Raw genomic sequence first — 20,784 nt, forward strand, 5'->3', positions numbered from 1 at the left:
TGATGGCTGCTGACATCCGGGTAAAGGTCTGCGGCCTCAGCACGCCGCAGGACGTCGATTGCGTGGCGCGCGCGGGCGCGGCCTACGCGGGCTTTGTCTTCTTCGAAAAATCACCACGCAACGTCTCTTATGAAACCGCGGCAACCCTAGCTGCTGCTGCGCCTGTCGGCTTGTGCAAGGTTGCCCTGACGGTCAACGCGGGCGATGCGGAGCTGGATGCGCTGACAGAGGCCGTGCCGCTGGACATGTTGCAGCTGCACGGCAAGGAAACGCCCCAGCGCGTGGCCGAGGTCAAGGCGCGCTACGGCCTACCCGTGATGAAGGCCATCGGGGTGGCTGACGCGGCGGACCTGGCGCAGATTGATCTTTACTCAGATGTGGCGGACCAACTTCTGATCGATGCCAAACCGCCCAAGGGCGCTGACCTTCCGGGCGGCAACGGGCTAGCCTTTGACTGGCGCCTGCTGGCCGGGCGCAAATACTGGCGCAAGCCTTGGATGCTGGCCGGTGGTCTAACCCCGGAGAACGTCGCCGAGGCAATCCGGATGACCGGTGCCCGTCAGGTTGATGTGTCCTCGGGCGTTGAAAGCGCCCCCGGCGTCAAGGATGCGGACCTTATCCGCGCCTTTGTGCAGCACGCAACGGGTTAAGCCCAGGTTGGCAACGGGCTTGCGGCTACCGGAGCTGCGTCCCGGCTTCGTGCCGATCATCCCGGTGACTTTACCGCAGATGGCGCGATTCCTGTCTGGTGTCTCTTTACCCGTCGCCTGCTGCGCTATACTCAGAAGCAGTGCCGCGCAGAGAGGAACAATCATGGCCGAAGATCTTTTCAACAGCTTCATGAACGGGCCCGACGAAAAGGGTCGCTTTGGCATTTTCGGCGGGCGTTTCGTCAGTGAAACGCTGATGCCGCTGATCCTCAGCCTTGAAGAGGAATACGACCGGGCCAAGGACGACCCGACCTTCTGGGCCGAAATGGACGATCTGTGGAAGAACTACGTGGGCCGTCCCAGCCCGCTGTATTTCGCCGAGCGCCTGACCAATCATCTGGGCGGCGCCAAGATCTATATGAAGCGCGACGAGCTGAACCACACCGGCGCCCACAAGGTGAACAACGTGCTGGGTCAGATCCTGCTGGCCCGTCGCATGGGCAAGACCCGGATCATCGCCGAAACCGGTGCGGGTCAGCACGGCGTCGCCACGGCGACTGTCTGCGCCAAGTTCGGCCTGAAATGTGTGGTCTACATGGGGGCGCATGATGTCAAACGTCAGGCCCCGAACGTGTTCCGCATGCGTCTGCTGGGCGCCGAAGTGATTCCGGTGACTTCGGGCCGGGGCACGCTGAAGGATGCGATGAACGATGCGCTGCGCGACTGGGTGACCAACGTGCGCGATACCTTCTACTGCATCGGCACCGTGGCAGGCCCGCATCCCTATCCGGCGATGGTCCGGGACTTCCAGTCTGTCATCGGCAAGGAAGTGCGCTGGCAGCTGGCCGAGCAGGAAGGCGAAGGCCGCCTGCCTGATACGCTGGTTGCAGCCATTGGCGGCGGTTCGAACGCGATGGGTCTGTTCTACCCGTTCCTGGACGACAAGAGCGTTGGCATCATCGGCGTCGAGGCTGGCGGCAAGGGCGTTGACGAGAAGATGCAGCATTGTGCCTCGCTCACCGGCGGCCGCCCGGGCGTGCTGCACGGCAACCGCACTTACCTCTTGCAGGATGACGATGGTCAGATCCTCGAAGGTTTCTCGATCTCTGCGGGTCTGGATTATCCCGGCATCGGCCCGGAGCACGCCTGGCTGCATGACACGGGCCGCGCCGAATATGTGTCGATCACCGACAAGGAAGCGCTGGAGGCGTTCCAACTGTCCTGCGCGATGGAGGGAATCATCCCGGCGCTGGAGCCGAGCCACGCGCTGGCCCATGTGATGAAGATCGCGCCGACCCTGCCCAAGGACCATATCATCGTGATGAACATGTGCGGTCGCGGCGACAAGGACATCTTCACTGTGGCGCGCCATCTGGGGTTTGACATGTCCGACACCGAAGAGGGGCGCGATCTGGAAGACTGATCCAGATCTCCTGATCTATCTGTAAACACAGGAAAAGAGCTGCCATTTGGCGGCTCTTTTTTCGTTTTCGGGGCCATAAACCCAGGTTTATGCACCCTAAACCAACCGCAGTCCGGCCGGAATTTAAACCTCTGTCGAATGGTTCTTGCCGGGCCGAGCGGTTCAGTCTGGGTCGAGGCGGCTGAAAACCCACCGCCAACGTGATCAATAAAAGGAAGATCCTGATGAACCGCGTACTTCTGACCAGCACCGCAATCCTCTTGGGCCTTGCAGCGACCACCTATGCCTCTACCGAGACAGGCTCGGGCGAGCAGAACCAGAATTCCTACGAGCACGCCTATCAGAACCAGAACCAGCATCAGAACCAGAACGAGCATGCCTATGCCTATGGGAAGTCCGATGATGCGGGTGAAGACGACCACGGCGAAGGCCATGGAGAGGGCCACGGCGAGGGCGGCGAAGGCCACGGTGAAGGTGGCGAGGGCCATGGCGGTGAAGGTCACGGTGGCGAGGGCCACGGTGGTGAAGGCCATGGCGGTGAGGGCCATGGCGGCGGTGGCGAAGGCCATGGTGGTGAAGGAAACGGTGGTGAAGGTCACGACTAACCCGACGCGCGTCCCTTAAGCGCACCCAAGGCGCCTGTGGAGCATCCGTCCCAACGCTCCATTTCCCCCCGGCGCCTCACAAGGTTCAACCGCGGTATTTTCTGCCTGATACCGCGGTTGAGCTTTTCTGCCGATCAGTGGCATTGTCCCACAGAGCAACCCATCGCCCCGTTGAAATCACACGAAGGAGGACACAGCCCATGCGCAGCCGGATCGCCGACGTCCTCTTTGTTCTTGTCATGTTGCTGGCCTATCCGGGCGTCGCCTTGGCCGACTCCTTCACGGACAGAATTACCGATCAGCTGCGCAGTCAGGGCTATGGCGAGATCGTGGTGACGCGGACTTTCCTTGGCCGCTACAGGATCGTGGCCACAACCGACCGGATCGAGCGCGAGATCATTGTGAACCCCGGCACCGGTGAGATCCTGCGCGATTACATCGAAGACAAGGATGACGACAGCGCCAGCAGCGGTCTTTTCAGCCTGTTTGATCGCCTTGGTGGCGAAGACGGAGACAGCGACGGGGATGATGGCGGCGAAGACGGGGATGACGATGGCGGCAACGGCGATGGTCCCGGCGCGGGCGGCCACGGCGGTCATGGGGGTGACGGACAGGGTGGCGAAGGGCAGGGCGGCTCCGGTGAAGGCGGTGATGGCGAAGGCGGGGACGGCGATGACTGATCATGGGCCGGGCGCGCCTGTGCTGACCAAACGCAGGGCAGCCGCATGAAGACGGGTTGGTTTCTTCCCGTTCTGGTATTGGTGCAGGGCATTTGCGCCACGTTCTTTGTTTCCGATATTGCGCTTACGGTGCTGGGGCTGCGGTCCCGTCCGATCAGTTGGCAAACCCGCGAATTTCTGGAAATCGGCGCCGCACTGGGGCTCGTGCTGGGGGTGGTGCTGGGCTGGATTGCCTACCGGCGCAGCCAGCAGCGGGTGCGCGCGGTCGAGGAAAGCCTGCGCCTGATGCAATCCGCCTTCAAGGATCACCTGGAAGAACGGTTCTGCGCCTGGGGTCTGACCCCAGCCGAACGCGATGTGGCGCTGTTTTCCCTCAAAGGGCTCAGCCTTTCCGAAATCGCAGAGCTGCGCCAAACCTCGGACGGCACAGTCAAGGCGCAGAGCAATGCGATCTACCGCAAGGCCGGGGTTAGCGGCCGCACGCAGCTGCTGAGCCTGTTCATCGAGGATCTGATGAGTGACGACGGCTAGGGTCTGCGCTTAGGCACTGTGGGCCTTCAGGACGTCGATTGGCACGACGTCGAGCGCCCGTTGGTGGGTGCCTTTCAGGTTCACTCGCGGCGCACAGCCTTCATCGGCGGCCTGCAGGAACCGAGCGGCGCAGAGGCACCAGCAATCGCCGGGTTTTAGTCCCTTGAACTGGAATTCGGGTCGTGGCGTGCTGAGGTCATTTCCCACATATTTCGAATAAGCAAGGAACTCTGCCGTCATCACCGCGCAGACGGTGTGGCTGCCCTGATCCGCCGCGCAGGTGTTACACGCGCCGTCGCGGAAAAAGCCGGTCATCGGATCGGTGGAGCAGGGTTCAAGCGCCTCTCCCAGAACATTGATGCTGTCGTCTTTTTCCATGCGGGCCTCCCTATAATGCGCGGGCGATCTGTCGAAACATCTCGATATTAGCGCGGTTTACGCCCTTGTCGCGGAATTTTCTGTCTGCTGCCGTGCTGACGATCACCACGTCCCGGTCCTGGTCGATATAGATGTATTGGCCGTAGACACCTCGGGCGAGGAATTCGCCGTCATGGGCGCCGATGGGCACCCACCATTGATAGCCATATCCGATCTTGCCCTCCTTGGTCGGAGCAGAGGGGTGGGTCGAGGCGGCGATCCAGTCGGCAGGCACGATCTGCTGTCCGTTGTACCGGCCGTCCTGTTCTATCAACAGACCGAACCGGGCATAATCGCGGGTGGTGATATTGAGCCCGCCCAGCACAAAGGCCACGCCGTCGCCATCGGTCACGTAATAGGGTGCCTGTTCCAGCCCCAGCGGGGTGATGATCTTTTCCGACAGGAGATCCGGAATGCTGCGCCCGGTGGCGCCCCGGATCACCATGCCGATCACATGGGTGTCGATCGACACATATTGCCAGGTGCTGCCCGGAGCGGCGAAGCTGTCCTTCAGATCGGCAGCGAACTGGTCCAGCGCCCCGCCCAATGCGATCTCGCGGCCCATGCGGTTAATGTCGGAGTCATAATCCAGGTAATCCTCGTCAAAGGTGACGCCGCTGGCCATGTTGAGCACGTTACGGATGCTGGCGCCGTCATAGGCGCTGCCTTTCAGCAGCGGCGCGTATGTGGTGACCGGATCGTCGAGAGAGGCAATCGCGCCTTCCTCCAGCAGGATCCCAAACAGCGCCGAAAGATAGCTTTTCGCCACCGACCAGGAAATCCGCCGGTCCGTCTCTTCGGTGCCAAGGTGATAGCTTTCGTGGCGGATCTTCCCGTCCTTCAGCACCAGAAGAGAGGTCACGGCGCGGGCATCGATCCAGTCGCCCGCTCCGGCGGGCAGGGACATCGCCTCGCCTTTGGCAAGGGGTACGACGGGTCCGTCGCCGCGCGGCACCGACCGGGTCAGAAAGGCGCCCTCCATGTTGGAAAAATTCGCAACGATCCTGTCTTCGGCAAACAGCGAATTCACCGTCCAGAGGCGCATGATCTCTTCCCGTTTCCACAGGCCTGCCGCGAGCAGGACAACGGCTGCAATGGCCAGGACGCGCCCGGCTATCCGCATGAGTTTGCGCATGTCTTTCCTCCCCTTTGCGGTCAGCCTAGCCGCCGGGGTGAGCCCGCGCAAAGCGGACGCAACGGAAAGCAGCCTACTTGAACTTGTCCACCAGACGCTCAAGCGGGGAGCGGTTGTCCTGTGTCTCGGGGGCTTTGTCCGCCTGCTTTTCCGCCTTGGCCTGCGTCTCCTGGCCCTTGGGCGAAGTGGAGCTGCGTGGCGGCGCGGTGCGCAGGGCAACCGCATTCATGAATTTGCCGCCGTCCCCTTTGGCCAGCGATGCTGCGCCGTCGGAAATGCCGCGCATTAAATCGTCGAGCCAGTCTTCGTCCGCCTTGGGGAAATCGCGTAGCACATAACCTGCCACGGCGTCCTTGTGGCCGGGATGACCGATGCCCAGACGTACGCGGGCGTAGTCTGCGCCGATATGGGCGTGGATCGAGCGCAGCCCGTTGTGGCCCGCGTGGCCACCGCCCTGTTTGACGCGCGCCTTGCCGGGAGCCAGGTCCAGTTCGTCATGCAGCACGGTGACATCCGCTGGTGTCAGCTTGTAGAATCGCATGGTTTCCCCGACGGACTGGCCGGAATTGTTCATGAAGGTCTGCGGCTTCAGCAGCAGCACCTTTTCACCGCCCAGGGTGCCTTCGCAGATCTGTCCCTGGAATTTCGACTTCCAGGGGGAAAACCCGTGGTCTTCGGCGATCCGGTCCAGCGCCATGAAGCCGATATTGTGCCGGTTTCTTTCGTATTTGGCGCCGGGGTTTCCCAGTCCGACAAAGAGTTTCATGGGCTCTCTCGCTGTTTGCAGATCTCTGCCTGATACATGCCTGCTGCGCGCCGGGAAATCCAGTGCCGGGGCCCGTCGACGGTTTTCGGTGTGGCAAAAGAAAACGGAGCCCGAAAAGGGCTCCGTTCCTTGATCCTGCCAATGTGGCGTAGATCTTATTCTTCTGCGGCTTCTTCCGCTTCGCCTTCTTCCTCGTCGTCCGAGGCAGCCAGACCAGCAGGTGCTGCGATGTTCGCAATCACGAAGTCGCGGTCGATGGTCGGCTTGGTGCCGTTCGGAAGGTCAATCGACGAGATGGTGACGGTGTCACCGATCTGCAGCTCGGAGATGTCCACGACGAGCTTTTCCGGAATGTCGCCAGCGGTCACGACCAGTTCCACCTCGGGGCGGACGACGGACAGCATGCCGCCTTTTTTGATGCCGGGTGCAACGTCTTCACCGACGAACTCAACCGGGATGAACAGGTTGATCTTGGTGGTGCGGCGCAGGCGCATCAGGTCAAAGTGAGTCGGCAGGTCCTTGACCACGTCACGCTGGACGTCGCGGCAGATGACGCGGACGTCTTCCTGACCTTCAACCTTCAGGTTCCACAGAGTGGACTTGAAGCGACCGGCTTTCAGCTTTTTGAACAGCTCGTTAAAGGGGATCTGGATCGCAATGGGATCGACGTCACCACCAAAAACAACACCAGGAACCATGCCAGCGCGACGCGCTGCGCGAGCGGCGCCCTTGCCCGTCCCCGCACGTTCCTGGCAAACGAGATCAGGAATCTCTCCAGCCATTTTAATTCTCCAATATGTTAGGGCGGGATGCCTCCAAGGCTGTCACCCCGCGTGAAGCCGCGCGTATAACGGAGAATCCCCGCAATGCAAAGCTTAAAAATCGCTGCCGGAGATCAGTCCTGCCAGCGTCCTTCGAACCCTTCGGGGACCAGCAGGTTATGACGGCCAAGATCCGCCACGTTGCGCTCGCCGCACAGGGCCATTGTGGTGTCCAGCTCTTTCTGGATGACTTCCAGAGCGGTGGTCACACCCTTCTGCCCCATGGCGCCCAGACCATAGACAAAGGCGCGTCCGATCATGGTGCCCTTGGCCCCCAGCGCCAGCGCCTTCAGGACGTCCTGCCCCGAGCGGATGCCGCTGTCCAGATGCACTTCGACCTGATCACCCACAGCATCCATGATCTGCGGCAGCATCCGGATCGAGCTGAGCGCGCCGTCCAACTGGCGCCCGCCGTGGTTTGAGACAGTGATGGCATCGGCGCCGACCTTGGCGGCCATCTTGGCGTCCTCGGCGTCCAGGATCCCCTTCAGGATCACCTTGCCGCCCCACATTTCCTTCAGCTTTTCGATCTTGCCCCAGTCGAGCGAGGGGTCGAATTGCTCGGCCGTCCAGGCGCCCAACGAAGACGCGTCGGAAATGCCTTCGACGTGGCCGACGATATTGCCGAACTCGCGACGTTTGGCGCCCAGCATTTCGATGCCCCAAGCCCATTTCGTCATCAGGTTGGCGATGGTCTTGGGTGTCAGTTTCGGCGGTGCGGAAAGACCGTTCTTCAGGTCCTTGTGGCGCTGCCCAAGGATCTGAAGGTCCAGCGTGATCACCAGCGCCGAACATTTAGCCGCCTTGGCGCGTTCGATCAGGCGCCGCACGTAATCCTCGTCCTTCATGGTATATAGTTGGAACCAGAAGGGTTTGGTGGTCGCCTCCGCCACGTCCTCGATCGAGTTGATCGACATGGTCGAGAGGGTAAAGGGCACACCAAAGGCCTCGGCGGCGCGGGCGGCTTTGATTTCACCATCGGCGTGCTGCATGCCGGTCAGGCCGACGGGCGCCAGTGCCACGGGCATCGCAACGTCCTGGCCGATCATCTGGCTGGCGGTGGAGCGGCCGGACATATCAACGGCCACCCGCTGGCGCAGGCGGATCTGTTCAAAATCCGAGGTGTTCTCGCGGAACGTCTGCTCGGTCCAGCTGCCGCTTTCGGCGTAGTCGTAAAACATCCGGGGAACGCGGCGTTCGTAGATGCGCTTCAGGTCGTTGATATTGGTGATAACAGGCACCGGTTCGTCCTCGCCCTAGTGGTGGTCAGGATTGTTTACCAATTTCACCCTGCTGGCGCAATGATGGCCTGCGCAAATTGTCTGTCGGTAAAATTTTACGGTATATTTATTGTAAAAAACCTATAGGTTTCAAAACAAGACGTCGAAATCTTGCAGGGTAGCCGTATTTCTGGCGCCATTTGAGGCCGGCTCAGGGCGGTGTCTGTATGGGTTTGGGCGATTATTGAAACGTACGAACCGATTGAGGCATGTCATTTCGACAGTGAACCGCAATTCCGAACCCAGGTTGCCCGCAACAGCAACAATTGCCGATCTGCGCCTTGCACTTGAGCAGGAACGGGCCGCTCGGCAGGAGGCCGAAGCGGCCAACCAGGCCAAGTCGGCCTTTCTGGCGGTAATGAGCCATGAAATCAGGACGCCGTTGAACGGCGTTCTGGGCATGGCCGAGGTGCTGGCCGACAGCGGCATGCGCGAGGATCAGAAACAGGCGCTTGATACCATCGCTGACAGCGGCAATCTGTTGCTGACCATCGTCAATGACATTCTGGATCTCTCCAAGGTCGAAGCGGGTAAGCTTGAACTGGAGATGATGCCAACCTGCGTGACTGAGGTATTTCACTCCCTCTGCCGCCAGTTTCGCCCCCGGGTCGAAGCAAAGGGCCTGTCCTTTACCAGCGTGCTGAGCGGGCTGATGGCCCGCAAAGAGGTCTGGGCTGAACTGGATCCGACGCGGCTTACTCAGGTTTTGGGCAATCTTCTGGCCAATGCGCTGAAGTTCACTTCCGAAGGGGCGGTGACCTTTACCGTTCACGCGCGGGAGGTAACAAACGGCTGCGTGGCGCTGGATTTCAGAATCCGCGATACCGGCAGTGGCATCCACGCGGCGCAGCACAAGAAACTGTTTAGTCCCTTTGCACAGGCCGAGGTCAGCGTGAACCGGCTGCATGGCGGGACCGGGCTGGGGCTGGTGGTGGCGCAGCAGATCTGCCGGGAAATGGGCGGCGGGATCGATTTCACCAGTGCAGCCGGGGAGGGCAGCGAATTCCATGTCTCACTGGTGTTGCAAAGCAGCGAACCCAGTGCGGAGGATCCGGCGCAGGACGAACTGGACTGGAGTAATGAGGTGTTGCAGCGTCACCGCTGGCGGGTGCTGGCGGCTGAGGACAATCTGACCAATCAACTCGTCCTGCGCCACCTGCTGAAGGAGTTCGATCTGGATCTGACCATTCTGCCGGATGGGGCCGAGCTCTGTGCGCTTTGGCGGGCGGGTGGCGCTGATCTGATCCTGATGGACGTGAACATGCCCGTTATGGACGGTGTTGCCGCAACCGGTGAGATCCGCCGCGCTGAACGTGAAGAGGGTCGTGCACCGGTACCGATCATTGCCATTTCGGCCAATGCGATGGCGCATCAGATCGAGGGCTATCTGGCGCAGGGTATGACGGCGCATGTGGCCAAACCAACCCGCAAATCCGACCTTGTTGCGGCAATGGCGCGCGCGCTCGCCGGTAGCAGCCTACCCTGACCCACCTGATCCGCAGCGCGGATCAGGTTGTTGTTCTGAAGGAGGCGTCAGGCGGCGTGGGCGCCATCCGACAGCGATTTCACAAAGGCCAGAACTTCTTCCACCGGTTTTCCGGCTGCGATCTGGCTGACGATGGCGCTGCCGACTACGGCACCGTCCGAAATCGACGCGATGTTGCGCGCCTTTTCCGGGGTATTGATGCCAAAGCCCACGATCACCGGCAGGTCGGTGGCGGCCTTGATGCGCGCCACTTCCGGTCCAACATCGCCTGCTTCGGCCTCGGCGGCGCCGGTGATGCCGGTGATGGAGACGTAATAGACAAAGCCAGAGGTGTTTTGCAGCACCCGCGGCAGGCGTTTGTCATCGGTAGTGGGCGTCGCAAGGCGAATGAAGTTCAGCCCGGCGGCCTGGGCGGGAATGCACAGCTCATCGTCTTCTTCCGGGGGCAGGTCGACCACGATCAGCCCGTCGATCCCGGCGGCCTTGGCGTCGGTCAGAAATTTATCGACGCCGCGGTTATAGATCGGGTTGTAATAGCCCATCAGCACGATCGGCGTGGTGTCGTCACCTTTGCGGAATTCCGCGGCCAGCTGCAGGGTACGTTCCAGGGTCATCCCGGCGTCCAGCGCCCGTTGCCCGGCCAACTGAATGGTGGGCCCATCCGCCATCGGATCGGTAAAGGGCAGGCCCAGTTCGATAATGTCGACCCCGGCGGCAGGCAGTCCCTTGACCACCTCCAGCGCGGTGTCGAAATCCGGATCTCCGGCCATGACATAGGAGACGAAAGCTTTCTTTCCGGCGGCCGAAAGCTCGGCGAATTTGGCGTCAATGCGGGTCATGATCGGGCCTTGTTTGTGATGTCCGCTCTGGTGTGCCGAATGTTCTGCCGGAAATCAATCCCAAGCCACATCAACCCTGCAGCACATGCCCCAGATCACAGCGGAAAATGCCAGCGCAGATGCAGGGAATTTACGCCGGGATTGATATCGGCGGTCGAAGCGTTGGATTTATGCGACAGGGACAGCGACAGGGCGGTTCCGTTGGCAAAACTGCGCCCGACGCCTGCCATGCTGCGGATCTCGAAGGTTGACCCCAGATCGTTCAGTGCCACGCTTTCGAAATAGGCGCCCGGCAGGACACTGGCCTCGATGAACCAGGATTGGCCCAGATCCCATTTGCCCGCCACACCGGCGCCGATGAAGAGGTCTCCGGTCTCCTGCACGTCCAGGGCAGCACCGAAACGGGCGGAAAAGATGCCCTTTTCGTAAAACGCGTTGTGCCGGTAATCCAGCGACACAAGTGCGCTGTTTTCCGAACCGGGCCGGGAGAATTCGGAGTATCCGATCCCGACAGATAGTTCGCGGTCCTGCGCGGCGGCAGCGCCTGCGGACAAAAGGACGGCGGTCAGGGCAGCAATGTATTTCATCGTCTCACTCAGCATCAGGAGAATTGGGTGACCGGGACATGGGTATTGAAGTCCGTTTGCAACAGGAAAATCAAGACAATGATAGCGGCCGTGATATGGCGTGAACGGGGCGGCCGGGGCAGATGACAATGGTTGCTGCGGGGCCATGACCGCTTGCGCCACCGCCCAATGCTGCCTAGAAGCGGCTCCCAAGTGGCATCAGGAGGCCGGTATGGGCTTTAAAATGGGAATCGTCGGTCTGCCCAATGTTGGTAAGTCGACATTGTTCAACGCATTGACGAAAACAGCCTCGGCGCAGGCAGCGAATTTTCCGTTCTGCACGATCGAGCCGAATGTGGGTGAGGTCGGGGTGCCCGATGCGCGCCTTGATAAACTGGCAGCCGTCGCGGGATCGAAACAGATCATCCCGACACGGATGACATTCGTGGACATCGCCGGCCTCGTCAAAGGCGCCTCCAAGGGCGAAGGGCTGGGCAACCAGTTCCTGGCCAATATCCGTGAAGTGGACGCCATTGCCCATGTGCTGCGCTGTTTCGAAGACGGCGATGTGACCCACGTCGAAGGGCGCGTCGATCCGGTGGCCGATGCTGAAACCATCGAAACCGAACTGATGCTGGCCGACTTGGAAAGCATCGAGAAACGCCGTGCGGGCCTCGTGCGCAAGCTGAAGGGCAATGACAAGGAGGCCCAGCAGCAGGATCGCCTTCTGGCCGACGCCCAGGCAATGCTGGAAGAGGGCAAACCCGCGCGCCTCGTCGAGGTTGACGCCGAAGATGCAAAGGCTTGGCGGATGCTGCAGCTGCTGACCACCAAACCGGTGCTTTATGTCTGCAATGTCGGCGAATCCGAATCCGTTGAAGGCAACGAATACTCTGCCAAAGTGGCAGAAATGGCAGCGGCACAGGGCAATGCCCATGTGATTATCTCGGCCCAGATCGAAGAGGAAATCAGCCAGCTGGATCCCGAAGAGGCAGAGATGTTCCTTGAGGAAATGGGCCTCAGCGAAGCCGGGCTCGACCGTCTGATCCGTGCGGGCTACGAGCTGCTGCATCTGGAAACCTATTTCACCGTCGGCCCCAAAGAGGCCCGCGCCTGGACCATCCGCGCGGGCACCTCGGCACCGCAAGCCGCAGGCGTCATCCACGGCGATTTCGAAAAAGGTTTCATCCGGGCAGAAACCATCGCCTATGAGGATTTCATCGCCAACAATGGCGAACAGGGCGCCAAGGAAGCCGGCAAGATGCGCGCCGAGGGCAAGGCCTATATCGTCAAGGATGGCGACGTGCTGCATTTCCTGTTTAACACCTGAACACTCGGTATGCCCACGAAGATCGCAGCGCCCGCCAGTATCCCTGGCGGGCGTTTTTCTGTGCACCTTTCCTGACTGGCGTCTCAACCGTGGGCGGGAGGAGCCATGAAAAACAGCGATTTCAAGGAGTTCTTGGATTTTCCAAGAAAATGCCCGTCGTTTCAAGAATGCCCTTGTATATCCGATAGTTGCTGGGCTATACGCGTCGACGGAGACGTGGCCGAGTGGTCGAAGGCGCTCCCCTGCTAAGGGAGTAGGCCCGGAAGGGTCTCGAGGGTTCGAATCCCTTCGTCTCCGCCATCACCCAAGAAATCATGGGAAACGGCGATTAGGGAAGCCTACCCGCCAGCTTACCGCTAACAGATTCACGCTTGAATACGACGTGAAGCAACGGCTTCGGCATGTGCGCAATCATGAGAAGTCTGGACCGGTCGTTCTGCTACTATTCTTTCGGAAGTTGGTCTTTAGCTGCTTTATATAGCTGTTCGGGCAGGTCTCGCCAAATTGATCTCACCCTGTTTGCCCGCAGACATTCAATCTGAAGGAAGCCATCGTGTCTCCGCATCTTCGGATCCCTAAAGGGAGACATATTGTATTTTTGATGAAAGGTTTGGCGCCAAGAAGGTCTTTGGACTTGCGGAAAACCAGCTGGTGCAGGGGCTGTTGGCCGACAGGCAGGCCGAGCTGGCCGCTGCCCGCGCGCTGGTCCGGGATGCGGCGCGCACGTATGACGAAACCGGAGCTGCGGCGCTGGAAGCTTCTTGTGCCAAATATTTCTGCACCGAAATGGCGGGCCGGGTTGCAGACCGCGCGGTGCAGGTGCATGGCGGCGCCGGCTACATGGCCGAATACGCCATCGAAAGACTGTACCGAGACGCGCGGCTGCTGCGCATTTACGAAGGTACCAGCCAGATCCAGCAGATCATCATTGCCCGCAACATCGTGAAGGCCGCAAAAGACCGCATGTAAGCGGCAGGGAAGGAAAGAATATGTTTGAAGACGTCGTAATTTGCGAACCGGTCCGCACGCCGGTTGGCCGTTTCGGAGGCCAGTTCCGCGACCTGCACGCCCATGAGTTGGGCCGCATGGTGATCGAAGGCCTCTTGGCGCGCACCGACCTGCCGGGTGATCGCGTGGACGAGGTGATCTTCGCCCAATGCTACCCATCGATGGATGCGCCGGCGCTGGGCCGTGTGGTGGGGCTGGATGCCGGTCTGCCGATCAGCATTGGCGGCTATCAGATCGATCGCCGCTGCGGCTCTGGCCTGCAGGCGGTGATCAACGCAGTAATGCAGGTGGCGACCGGAGGGTCTTCGCTGGTGATCGCAGGCGGCGCCGAGTCGATGTCGAATGCGCCCTTCTATTCGACCAAGGGTCGCTGGGGCATCAAGGGCACCGCGATGGTGTTCGATGATGCGCTGGCGAAGGGACGTGTGACGGCAGGCGGGATCAACCACCCGGTGCCGGGGGGCATGCTGGAAACCGCCGAGAACCTGCGCCAAGAATACAATATCGGCCGCGAGGAACAGGATGCCTTTGCGGTGGAAAGCCATCGCCGCGCGGTGGCGGCGCAGGACGGCGGGCTGTTCGATGATGAAATCATTCCGGTGTCCGTCAAAAGCCGCAAGGGCGAAGAGACTTTCTCGAAGGATGAGCATCCGCGCCCCGAGGCCACGATGGAGAGCATGGCCAAGCTGCGCCCGATCCGGGGCGGTATCGACAGTCAGGCGACGGTCACGGCGGGCAATGCCTCTGGTCAGAACGACGGCGCCTCGGCGGCGATCATCACCACCCGCGCCATCGCGGAGGAACTGGGGCTCAAGGCCTATGCCCGGATCAAGTCCTGGGCCGTGGCCGGTGTCGGTCCCGAGGTCATGGGCATCGGCCCGGTGCCGTCGGTGGCCAAGGCGCTGGACCGTGCGGGTATGGCGCTGAAGGACATCGACCTGATCGAACTCAATGAAGCCTTCGCGGCGCAGGTTCTGGCCTGCACCCGTGAATGGCAATTCGCCGACAGCGATTTTGAGCGAATGAACGTCAATGGCTCGGGCATTTCGCTGGGGCACCCGGTGGGTGCGACCGGCGGACGGATCATGGCTGGGCTGCTGCGCGAGATGCACCGCCGCGATGCGCTGTATGGGGTTGAAACCATGTGCATCGGTGGCGGTCAGGGTCTGGCCGCGATCTTTGAAAAGGTCTGACCGGGCCGCGCTTTGCGCCTGATCTTAAAACGGACAGGGCCGCTCTGGCTGGAGCGGCCCTTTTTCGTGTGTGGAGTAGGTGACAGAAACGGCCGCCCCGATGTACTGGGACGGCCGCAGGGTCTGTCAGCCCGTTGGTCAGTCGTTGTTCAGCATGATCACGTTGCGCCGCGCGTTGCCGGCCATGGTGTCGGCAAAGGCCTCGTTCACCTGATCCAGCGTCCAGCGCCCGGTGATCAGCTCGTCCAGCTTCAGGCGGCCCTGCTGGTAGAGGTCCACGATCCAGGGAATGTCGCGCTTGATCACCACGTCGCCCATTTTCGAGCCGAGGATTTTCTGCCCCGCGTCCGCCATCACAAGCGGCGAATAGCTCGCGTTAGAGCCGAAATGCGGCATGCCGACCATGACGATCTTGCCGTTGTGGGCAAGGTAACGGGGCGCCTGATCATAGACCGCAGCGACACCGACCGTCACCAGTACCGCATCTGCGCCGCGCCCGTCCAGCAGCGCCTTCACCTCCTTGAAGGGTTTGCCTTCGGCCAGCACACCATGGGTGGCGCCAAAGGCTTTGGCGTCTTCCAGTTTGGCGGGGTTCATGTCGACCGCGACGATGCGGCGGGCGCCAGCGATACGGGCGCCCTGAATGGCATTGAGGCCGACACCGCCCGCGCCGATCACCACCACGTCGTCACCGGGGCGGACATTGGCGGTATTGATCGCGGCGCCGACGCCGGTGATCACGCCGCAGGAGATCAGCGAGGCCGCATCTTTCGGCATGTCGGCGGGGATCTTCACGATCTGGCTTTGATCCACGACCACCTTTTCGGCAAAGGCGCCGGTGAAAACCGCCTGCCAGACCGGGTCGCCTTCGGTCGTGGTGATCGGGCCCTCGGCCGGATCGCCCGGTTCTTCGCAGACGGTCGGATGGCCCTGGCCGCAGGACGGGCAGGTACCGCAGGAACGGATCAGCGTGACGGCAACACTGTCGCCCACGGCAAAGCCTTTGACGCCCACGCCGACAGCGGTGACGATGCCAGCAGCCTCGTGACCGAAGACCGCGGGAACGGCGCCGCCAAACCCACCCTGCCACAGCGAGATGTCCGAATGGCAGACAGCCACGGCATCAATCTTCACCTCGACTTCACCCAGTTCGGGTGCGCGCAGTACCACCTCCTCGATCACAAGGGGCTCTCCGTGCTTGTGGCAAACGGCGGCTTTGACTTTGGTCATGGGAGGTCCTTTCGGTCTGTCGTGTCATGCGCGGGCAGCGCGGATTTCCGTATGTACATGAAGCTGCCGATTGCAGTGGCGCGCGGTCTTGGTCTGGATATCCGCGAAACGGAACATGCAAAGCTTCTCCTCTTTCGCAAATTTTAGGGTGCCATGGTGATTGTTAGCAATCTAATTAAACCACGTGACGCAACGGACTATGCGAAAACCAGCAACGCAACGGTCAGGATCGACATGGCGAGCGTACCATAGGCAAGGTTCCAGCGCAGACCGACGCGGGCGGGATCTTCATCGATCATGCGCGCCGACAAGCGGACCGAGGCCGAAAACGGCGTTACGTTCACCACGATGGACCAGATCGACACCATGGTAACCGCAACCGCCAGCGGGCTGATGGCCAATGGCGTCAGGTTCGGCAGCGTGCCCGCCAGGATGGTGACCGAGATGATCGGGCTGACGCCCACCATCGACAGCAGATAGGCGATCCAGCCCGCCAGCGCCAGAACCGCACCGCTGCCAAGTCCGAGGGCGACGATGGTCTGACCAAGGGCATTGGTGTCGATCAGCGGTAGCACCAGAACACCCAGAAAGGCCGAGGTTGTGAACAGGCCGATTTCGGAGCGCATGCTGGGCAACCCGGGGAGCAGCCCGGTCACGGTGGCTCGGGCGGTGCCGGTGATCGCCGGAAGCGCGCCCTCATGCCAGCGCTGGATCGCCATCCAGCCAAGGGAGACCAGCGGCAAGCACAGAAGCAGCGCCTGAATGAGTGTAACGCCGAGTATTACGGAGACGCCCCAGGAAAACGACGGCACGAAGATTACCATCCCCATCAGGGGCAGCAATCCGGCAAGGGAGGGCGCCTCGGGCAGGCCCGGAAGAACCCGGCGCGGATAGCTCATCCGGTCGATCCCCCAGCCCAAAAGCAGCATCACCACCGCCAGCGGCAGTGAATAGATGACGATCTGCCCATAGGCGACGCTGGGAATGGCCGCAGTGATCAGTGCCATGGTGACGGTCATCGGCGACCACATCGGAAGCGAGGAAAACCCGCGCATCATGGCCAGCGTCATGCGGCGGCGGCGGATGCCCGCGATGCGCTTTTGCTCGTCGGTTTCGCCGGGAGATACACCCTTGGCGATCATCGTACCCAAGAGGCCGATGGTCGAGAAATTTAAGAGGATGCCAAATACCGCCGCGCCGAAGGTCAGGACCAGATAGCGGCGGCCCGGGCGCTGGTTCACCAGGATCTCGCCAGAGCGCAGGATCAGCGGCGAGCTGTTCGCGGCGAACTGAAGGAAGCTGAGCGAGGTGAGGAAAAAGGCGAAGAACGCGGCCCGGTCGATGGCAGTGGAGGCGCGGGCAAGATCAAAGGTGCCTTGGCTGACCTCATAAAGCGGCAGCGCGATGCACAGTGAAAGGAGAATTAAAGCGACTTTGGACAGGCCGCGCAGCTCCAGCGCCAGAAAGCCCAGGATCCCCACGAGCTCCATCAGCCGCAGAGCGGGCGCATCGGTAAAGATTTCACCGATGGCCCCGAGGCTGACAAGAAGAAGAAAAGCGGATGACAGCATTATTGGGCGCTGTATCGTGACGGCGAGTTTTGCTTGGCCATCTTGTCAGAACTCCTCAGAGCTGTGCGGGTTAGAGTGGTGCAGCTCCGTGCGAGAGCTGCCTCCGGCGGTTGCGGAAGCAGAGCCAAAGCCTTTTGCTTAGGGTATTTATCTTGCAAATAATAATCAAGCTAATTACATTTTTTGCCAAGCGGTCGCGCGGGCGGGCCGGGGGAGATTGGCCAAGTATGGGGCGGCAGTATGACCAAAAGCGATAAGGCAACCACGGCTCGCAATGAAGGGGTCTCGGGCCCGGTGTTTCAGGATATCGCGCGGTTTCGCGGCATTCTGTTTGACGGGCTATTGCGGCCGCACGACATCACCATGGCGCAGGGTTGGGCGGTGCTCAGCCTCATGCGAGAGGCTGGTCAGCGGCAGGCGGATCTTGCGGCCAAGCTGGACATCGGGCCAGTGACCACTTCCAAACTGATCGACCGGTTGGAGGCACGCGGCTTTGTTGAACGGCGCGCCGATCCCGGCGACCGGCGGTCGAAACGGATCTTTGCAACAGACAAGGCGCACCAGCTGATGGATATCATGACCGAGACGCAGCGCCAGGTGGATACCATCGCCAATACAGGGATCGAACCGGAAGAGCTGGCCACCACCATGAAGGTGCTGGCGAAGATGCGGCAGAACCTCAAGGCGTCGATGACGCGGGATTGAGGCGGGTCAGGATCTAGTCTTAAGGCTGGGCTCAGTCCGGGCAATGCACGGGCTCCGCTGGCCGCGGCTCCTTCCACCGTACAAGTCGATTCCCCCGACCGCCTGTGACGCGTCCCTTCGCCTCGGCACCTTCTTGGGACGGGACGAATTTGCAGTTAATTACCAAGCTAATTGTTTGCCAAGTATCTATTCGGCCTTATAAGGGCGCTAACGCGCCCGGTCCGGTGCAGACCGGACCGGCATCCTTTGCAATGCGACAGGAGAAAACATGTCTTTGGTGCTCATCGAACGCCCCGTTGACCGGGTTGGTGTGATCCGGCTCAACCGCCCCGAACGGCGCAACGCGCTGTCGACCGAATTTCGGGCGGAAATCGCCAAGGCGTTGACTGAACTGGACGCCGACCCCGGGATCCGGTGCATCGTGATGACGGGCGATGAAAAGGCCTTTGCCGCCGGGGCGGATCTGGCCGAGCTGGCTGAGGTACGGCCGATGCAGGAGGTCTTTGACCGTCTGGGCGCGGTCAAACGCGCGCTCGAAGCCTCGAATACCCCCGTCATCGCAGCGGTGCGTGGCATGGCGCTGGGCGGCGGTTGTGAGATGGCGATGATGTGCGACATCATCATTGCAGGCGACACCGCCAAATTCGGCCAGCCGGAAATCAAGGTGGGCATCATGCCCGGCGCCGGTGGCACCCAGAAGATCCTGCGCACGGCGGGCAAAGCCAAGGCGCTGCGTTACCTTCTGACAGGCGATCTGTTCCCGGCGGATGTGGCGTTGGATCTGGGCATCGTCTCAGAAGTGGTGCCGGATGCCGAGGTGATGGACACGTCGCTTGCCATGGCCAAGAGGATTGCCGCCCAGCCTGCCAAGGCGGTGCAGGCGATCCGTGACGCGGTGCGCGAGGGGGCGAATACGCCGCTGGATACCGCGCTCATGCTGGAGAACCGCCTGTTCCAGATGCTGTTTTCCACCGACGATCAAAAAGAGGGAATGCGCGCCTTTCTTGAAAAACGCGCCCCTGAGTTCAAAGGACAATAAGTGATGGCCTATGCATTCGACGACATCAAAAAGGTTGGCGTGATCGGCGCCGGGCTCATGGGGGCGGGCATCGCGCAGGTGCTGGCGACCGTGGGCTATGACGTGGTGCTGAACGACATGAATGCCGAGGCGCTGGCCAAGGCGAAGACCGATATCGAAGGGCGTATCGACCGTATGGTCGAAAAGGGCAAGCTGGAGGCGGACGCCGCCGCTGCGGCCAAGGGGCGGCTGACCACATCAGGCGACCTCACCTCCCTCGCGGATACGCAGATGGTGATCGAAGCCATCATCGAGCGGCTCGACATCAAACAGAGCCTGTTTGCCGAACTTGAAGGCATCGTCAGCGCGGACTGCATTCTTGCGTCGAACACCTCCTCGCTCTCCATCGCATCGATCGCTAAGAACTGCGAAAACCGCGCCCGCGTGGTGGGCATGCACTTCTTCAACCCGGTGCCGCTGATGAAGCTGGTCGAGGTGATCGGCGGCGCGGCCACCGATGCGGGCGTTGTCGATGCGACCTATGAATTGGGCAAGGCGATGGGCAAGGTGCCGGTGATCGCCAAGGATGGACCCGGCTTCATCGTGAACCTGGGTGGGCGGGCCTATTACACCGAAGGTCTGCATATCGAGGCCGAAGGCGTCGCCCCGCCTGAGCAGATCGACCGCATCATGAAGATGGCGGGCGGATTCCGGATGGGCCCGTTCGAGTTGATGGATCTCACCGGCATCGACACCAACTTCCCGGTCTCGACCTTCATCTTCAACGGCTACCATAGCGATGCGCGCCTGCGCACCACGCCGCGCCATGGTTATATGGTTGAGGCAGGGCTGCTGGGGCGTAAGGTGGGGCGCGGTTTCTACGACTACGCGCAGGACCTGCCCAAGCTGCCGACCCGGCCCGAAGCCGGACCAAAAACCCCGCTGACCGCAGTTCTGCCGGAACGCTCCGATGCCTTTGCTCCGCTGGTGGAAAAGGGCCTCAGCGCTGCCGAGGATGACGGCAAGGCGCCGATCCTGGTCAGCCCGCTTGGCGAGGATTGCACCAGCACCGTTGCCCGCCTTGGCCTTGACCCCAAACGCACCGTTGCAGTGGACCTGAGCGCGGTCGGACGCGGGATCGTTACCGTCATGACTGCTCCCGGTGGCTCGGATGTGCTGGAGGCGGTGACCACCTGGCTGGCGGGCGCGGGCCTGCATGTCGAGGTTATCAAGGACAGCCCCGGCTTTGTTGCACCGCGTATCATTTCGATGATCGTGAATCTGTGCTGCGAGATGGCGCAGATCGGCGTCGGCAGCCCCGAGGATCTGGGCAAGGCGATGACCATGGGTCTCAACTACCCGTTCAACCCGCTGGAGTATGGCGACAAGGTTGGCGCAGATCGGGTACTGTCGATCATGGAGGGGCTGCAATCCACGACCGGGTCGGAACGCTATCGCCCCAGCCTCTGGCTGAAACGCCGCGCGCTTTTGGGTCTGTCGCTTAGCATCGCGGACTGACAGGCGCGAATA

The 20,784-nt window shown here is 61.3% G+C and carries 21 protein-coding genes and 1 tRNA gene; 13 read left to right on the forward strand and 9 right to left on the reverse strand.

What is annotated here, in order from left to right; all coding sequences use genetic code 11:
- Window positions 1–2 precede the first annotated feature (2 nt).
- From SM765_RS16360 to SM765_RS16380, 5 genes are all read left to right on the forward strand, one after another.
- On the forward strand, window positions 3–650 hold the full coding sequence (locus SM765_RS16360) for a phosphoribosylanthranilate isomerase (RefSeq protein ID WP_274838003.1): 648 nt from the start codon (window positions 3–5) through the stop codon (window positions 648–650).
- Between the two features lie 163 nt (window positions 651–813).
- The gene (trpB, locus tag SM765_RS16365; protein WP_065272338.1) at window positions 814–2,073 is read left to right on the forward strand and encodes a tryptophan synthase subunit beta; all 1,260 of its coding nucleotides are present in this window, start codon (window positions 814–816) and stop codon (window positions 2,071–2,073) included.
- Between the two features lie 224 nt (window positions 2,074–2,297).
- The gene (locus SM765_RS16370) at window positions 2,298–2,678 is read left to right on the forward strand and encodes a hypothetical protein (RefSeq protein WP_065272339.1); all 381 of its coding nucleotides are present in this window, start codon (window positions 2,298–2,300) and stop codon (window positions 2,676–2,678) included.
- 200 nt (window positions 2,679–2,878) lie between these two features.
- Window positions 2,879–3,358: a hypothetical protein gene (locus SM765_RS16375; protein WP_274838004.1), complete on the forward strand. Its 480-nt coding sequence runs from the start codon at window positions 2,879–2,881 to the stop codon at window positions 3,356–3,358.
- A gap of 45 nt (window positions 3,359–3,403) precedes the next feature.
- Window positions 3,404–3,889, forward strand: coding sequence for a helix-turn-helix transcriptional regulator (locus tag SM765_RS16380; RefSeq protein WP_274838005.1), 486 nt, complete (start codon window positions 3,404–3,406; stop codon window positions 3,887–3,889).
- 9 nt (window positions 3,890–3,898) lie between these two features.
- Here SM765_RS16380 and SM765_RS16385 read toward each other — a convergent pair whose 3' ends face one another.
- From SM765_RS16385 to SM765_RS16405, 5 genes are all read right to left on the reverse strand, one after another.
- Window positions 3,899–4,267, reverse strand: coding sequence for a DUF2237 family protein (locus SM765_RS16385; RefSeq protein ID WP_368981631.1), 369 nt, complete (start codon window positions 4,265–4,267; stop codon window positions 3,899–3,901).
- A gap of 10 nt (window positions 4,268–4,277) precedes the next feature.
- Window positions 4,278–5,441, reverse strand: coding sequence for a serine hydrolase domain-containing protein (locus SM765_RS16390; RefSeq protein WP_274838007.1), 1,164 nt, complete (start codon window positions 5,439–5,441; stop codon window positions 4,278–4,280).
- Between the two features lie 73 nt (window positions 5,442–5,514).
- On the reverse strand, window positions 5,515–6,207 hold the full coding sequence (gene pth / locus SM765_RS16395; RefSeq protein ID WP_274838008.1) for an aminoacyl-tRNA hydrolase: 693 nt from the start codon (window positions 6,205–6,207) through the stop codon (window positions 5,515–5,517).
- A 155-nt stretch (window positions 6,208–6,362) separates the two neighbouring features.
- The gene (locus SM765_RS16400) at window positions 6,363–6,989 is read right to left on the reverse strand and encodes a 50S ribosomal protein L25/general stress protein Ctc (protein ID WP_065272345.1); all 627 of its coding nucleotides are present in this window, start codon (window positions 6,987–6,989) and stop codon (window positions 6,363–6,365) included.
- A gap of 113 nt (window positions 6,990–7,102) precedes the next feature.
- A complete protein-coding gene (locus SM765_RS16405; RefSeq protein WP_274835339.1) occupies window positions 7,103–8,269 on the reverse strand; it encodes an alpha-hydroxy acid oxidase in 1,167 nt (388 codons plus the stop codon).
- A gap of 286 nt (window positions 8,270–8,555) precedes the next feature.
- On the opposite strand from SM765_RS16405, the gene SM765_RS16410 reads away from it, so the two are divergent.
- Window positions 8,556–9,794, forward strand: a complete 1,239-nt coding sequence (locus tag SM765_RS16410) for an ATP-binding protein (protein ID WP_274835338.1) — start codon at window positions 8,556–8,558, stop codon at window positions 9,792–9,794.
- 47 nt (window positions 9,795–9,841) lie between these two features.
- On the opposite strand, the gene trpA is transcribed toward SM765_RS16410, so the two are convergent.
- The gene (gene trpA / locus SM765_RS16415; RefSeq protein ID WP_065272348.1) at window positions 9,842–10,633 is read right to left on the reverse strand and encodes a tryptophan synthase subunit alpha; all 792 of its coding nucleotides are present in this window, start codon (window positions 10,631–10,633) and stop codon (window positions 9,842–9,844) included.
- Window positions 10,634–10,728: 95 nt separating this feature from the next.
- On the reverse strand, window positions 10,729–11,220 hold the full coding sequence (locus SM765_RS16420) for an acyloxyacyl hydrolase (RefSeq protein WP_082996165.1): 492 nt from the start codon (window positions 11,218–11,220) through the stop codon (window positions 10,729–10,731).
- 211 nt (window positions 11,221–11,431) lie between these two features.
- On the opposite strand from SM765_RS16420, the gene ychF reads away from it, so the two are divergent.
- From ychF to SM765_RS16440, 4 genes are all read left to right on the forward strand, one after another.
- Window positions 11,432–12,529 (forward strand): redox-regulated ATPase YchF, encoded by a 1,098-nt coding sequence (gene ychF / locus SM765_RS16425; protein WP_065272349.1) that lies wholly within the window; start codon window positions 11,432–11,434, stop codon window positions 12,527–12,529.
- 210 nt (window positions 12,530–12,739) lie between these two features.
- Window positions 12,740–12,829 (forward strand) — tRNA-Ser (locus SM765_RS16430).
- 294 nt (window positions 12,830–13,123) lie between these two features.
- A complete protein-coding gene (locus tag SM765_RS16435) occupies window positions 13,124–13,498 on the forward strand; it encodes an acyl-CoA dehydrogenase family protein (protein WP_368981633.1) in 375 nt (124 codons plus the stop codon).
- Between the two features lie 20 nt (window positions 13,499–13,518).
- Window positions 13,519–14,730, forward strand: a complete 1,212-nt coding sequence (locus SM765_RS16440; RefSeq protein WP_065272351.1) for an acetyl-CoA C-acetyltransferase — start codon at window positions 13,519–13,521, stop codon at window positions 14,728–14,730.
- A 138-nt stretch (window positions 14,731–14,868) separates the two neighbouring features.
- Here the strand turns inward: SM765_RS16440 and SM765_RS16445 are convergent, their stop codons facing one another.
- On the reverse strand, window positions 14,869–15,960 hold the full coding sequence (locus SM765_RS16445; protein ID WP_274838009.1) for a Zn-dependent alcohol dehydrogenase: 1,092 nt from the start codon (window positions 15,958–15,960) through the stop codon (window positions 14,869–14,871).
- Window positions 15,961–16,157: 197 nt separating this feature from the next.
- Window positions 16,158–17,531 carry a hypothetical protein gene (locus SM765_RS16450; RefSeq protein ID WP_274838010.1) on the reverse strand — a complete coding sequence of 458 codons (1,374 nt, stop codon included), beginning with the start codon at window positions 17,529–17,531 and terminating at the stop codon, window positions 16,158–16,160.
- A gap of 240 nt (window positions 17,532–17,771) precedes the next feature.
- On the opposite strand from SM765_RS16450, the gene SM765_RS16455 reads away from it, so the two are divergent.
- The 3 genes from SM765_RS16455 (at window position 17,772) to SM765_RS16465 (ending at window position 20,772) form a co-directional block, all read left to right on the forward strand.
- Window positions 17,772–18,236 carry a MarR family winged helix-turn-helix transcriptional regulator gene (locus tag SM765_RS16455; protein ID WP_274831522.1) on the forward strand — a complete coding sequence of 155 codons (465 nt, stop codon included), beginning with the start codon at window positions 17,772–17,774 and terminating at the stop codon, window positions 18,234–18,236.
- 268 nt (window positions 18,237–18,504) lie between these two features.
- A complete protein-coding gene (locus tag SM765_RS16460) occupies window positions 18,505–19,275 on the forward strand; it encodes an enoyl-CoA hydratase-related protein (protein WP_274838011.1) in 771 nt (256 codons plus the stop codon).
- 3 nt (window positions 19,276–19,278) lie between these two features.
- Complete coding sequence (locus SM765_RS16465; RefSeq protein WP_368981632.1) at window positions 19,279–20,772, forward strand: 3-hydroxyacyl-CoA dehydrogenase; 1,494 nt, start codon at window positions 19,279–19,281, stop codon at window positions 20,770–20,772.
- Window positions 20,773–20,784 lie beyond the last annotated feature (12 nt).

This window comes from Pseudophaeobacter sp. 1A09344 (assembly GCF_041008745.1).
Taxonomy (GTDB): domain Bacteria; phylum Pseudomonadota; class Alphaproteobacteria; order Rhodobacterales; family Rhodobacteraceae; genus Phycobacter; species Phycobacter gallaeciensis_A.

Coding starts and splice junctions, on each gene's coding strand:
- SM765_RS16360 (WP_274838003.1), top strand. CDS start 3: ATGGCTGCTGACATCCGGGTAAAGGTCTGCGGCCTCAGCACGCCGCAG.
- trpB (WP_065272338.1), top strand. CDS start 814: ATGGCCGAAGATCTTTTCAACAGCTTCATGAACGGGCCCGACGAAAAG.
- SM765_RS16370 (WP_065272339.1), top strand. CDS start 2,298: ATGAACCGCGTACTTCTGACCAGCACCGCAATCCTCTTGGGCCTTGCA.
- SM765_RS16375 (WP_274838004.1), top strand. CDS start 2,879: ATGCGCAGCCGGATCGCCGACGTCCTCTTTGTTCTTGTCATGTTGCTG.
- SM765_RS16380 (WP_274838005.1), top strand. CDS start 3,404: ATGAAGACGGGTTGGTTTCTTCCCGTTCTGGTATTGGTGCAGGGCATT.
- SM765_RS16385 (WP_368981631.1), bottom strand. CDS start 4,267: ATGGAAAAAGACGACAGCATCAATGTTCTGGGAGAGGCGCTTGAACCC.
- SM765_RS16390 (WP_274838007.1), bottom strand. CDS start 5,441: ATGCGCAAACTCATGCGGATAGCCGGGCGCGTCCTGGCCATTGCAGCC.
- pth (WP_274838008.1), bottom strand. CDS start 6,207: ATGAAACTCTTTGTCGGACTGGGAAACCCCGGCGCCAAATACGAAAGA.
- SM765_RS16400 (WP_065272345.1), bottom strand. CDS start 6,989: ATGGCTGGAGAGATTCCTGATCTCGTTTGCCAGGAACGTGCGGGGACG.
- trpA (WP_065272348.1), bottom strand. CDS start 10,633: ATGACCCGCATTGACGCCAAATTCGCCGAGCTTTCGGCCGCCGGAAAG.
- SM765_RS16420 (WP_082996165.1), bottom strand. CDS start 11,220: ATGAAATACATTGCTGCCCTGACCGCCGTCCTTTTGTCCGCAGGCGCT.
- ychF (WP_065272349.1), top strand. CDS start 11,432: ATGGGCTTTAAAATGGGAATCGTCGGTCTGCCCAATGTTGGTAAGTCG.
- SM765_RS16440 (WP_065272351.1), top strand. CDS start 13,519: ATGTTTGAAGACGTCGTAATTTGCGAACCGGTCCGCACGCCGGTTGGC.
- SM765_RS16445 (WP_274838009.1), bottom strand. CDS start 15,960: ATGACCAAAGTCAAAGCCGCCGTTTGCCACAAGCACGGAGAGCCCCTT.
- SM765_RS16450 (WP_274838010.1), bottom strand. CDS start 17,531: ATGCTGTCATCCGCTTTTCTTCTTCTTGTCAGCCTCGGGGCCATCGGT.
- SM765_RS16455 (WP_274831522.1), top strand. CDS start 17,772: ATGACCAAAAGCGATAAGGCAACCACGGCTCGCAATGAAGGGGTCTCG.
- SM765_RS16460 (WP_274838011.1), top strand. CDS start 18,505: ATGTCTTTGGTGCTCATCGAACGCCCCGTTGACCGGGTTGGTGTGATC.
- SM765_RS16465 (WP_368981632.1), top strand. CDS start 19,279: ATGGCCTATGCATTCGACGACATCAAAAAGGTTGGCGTGATCGGCGCC.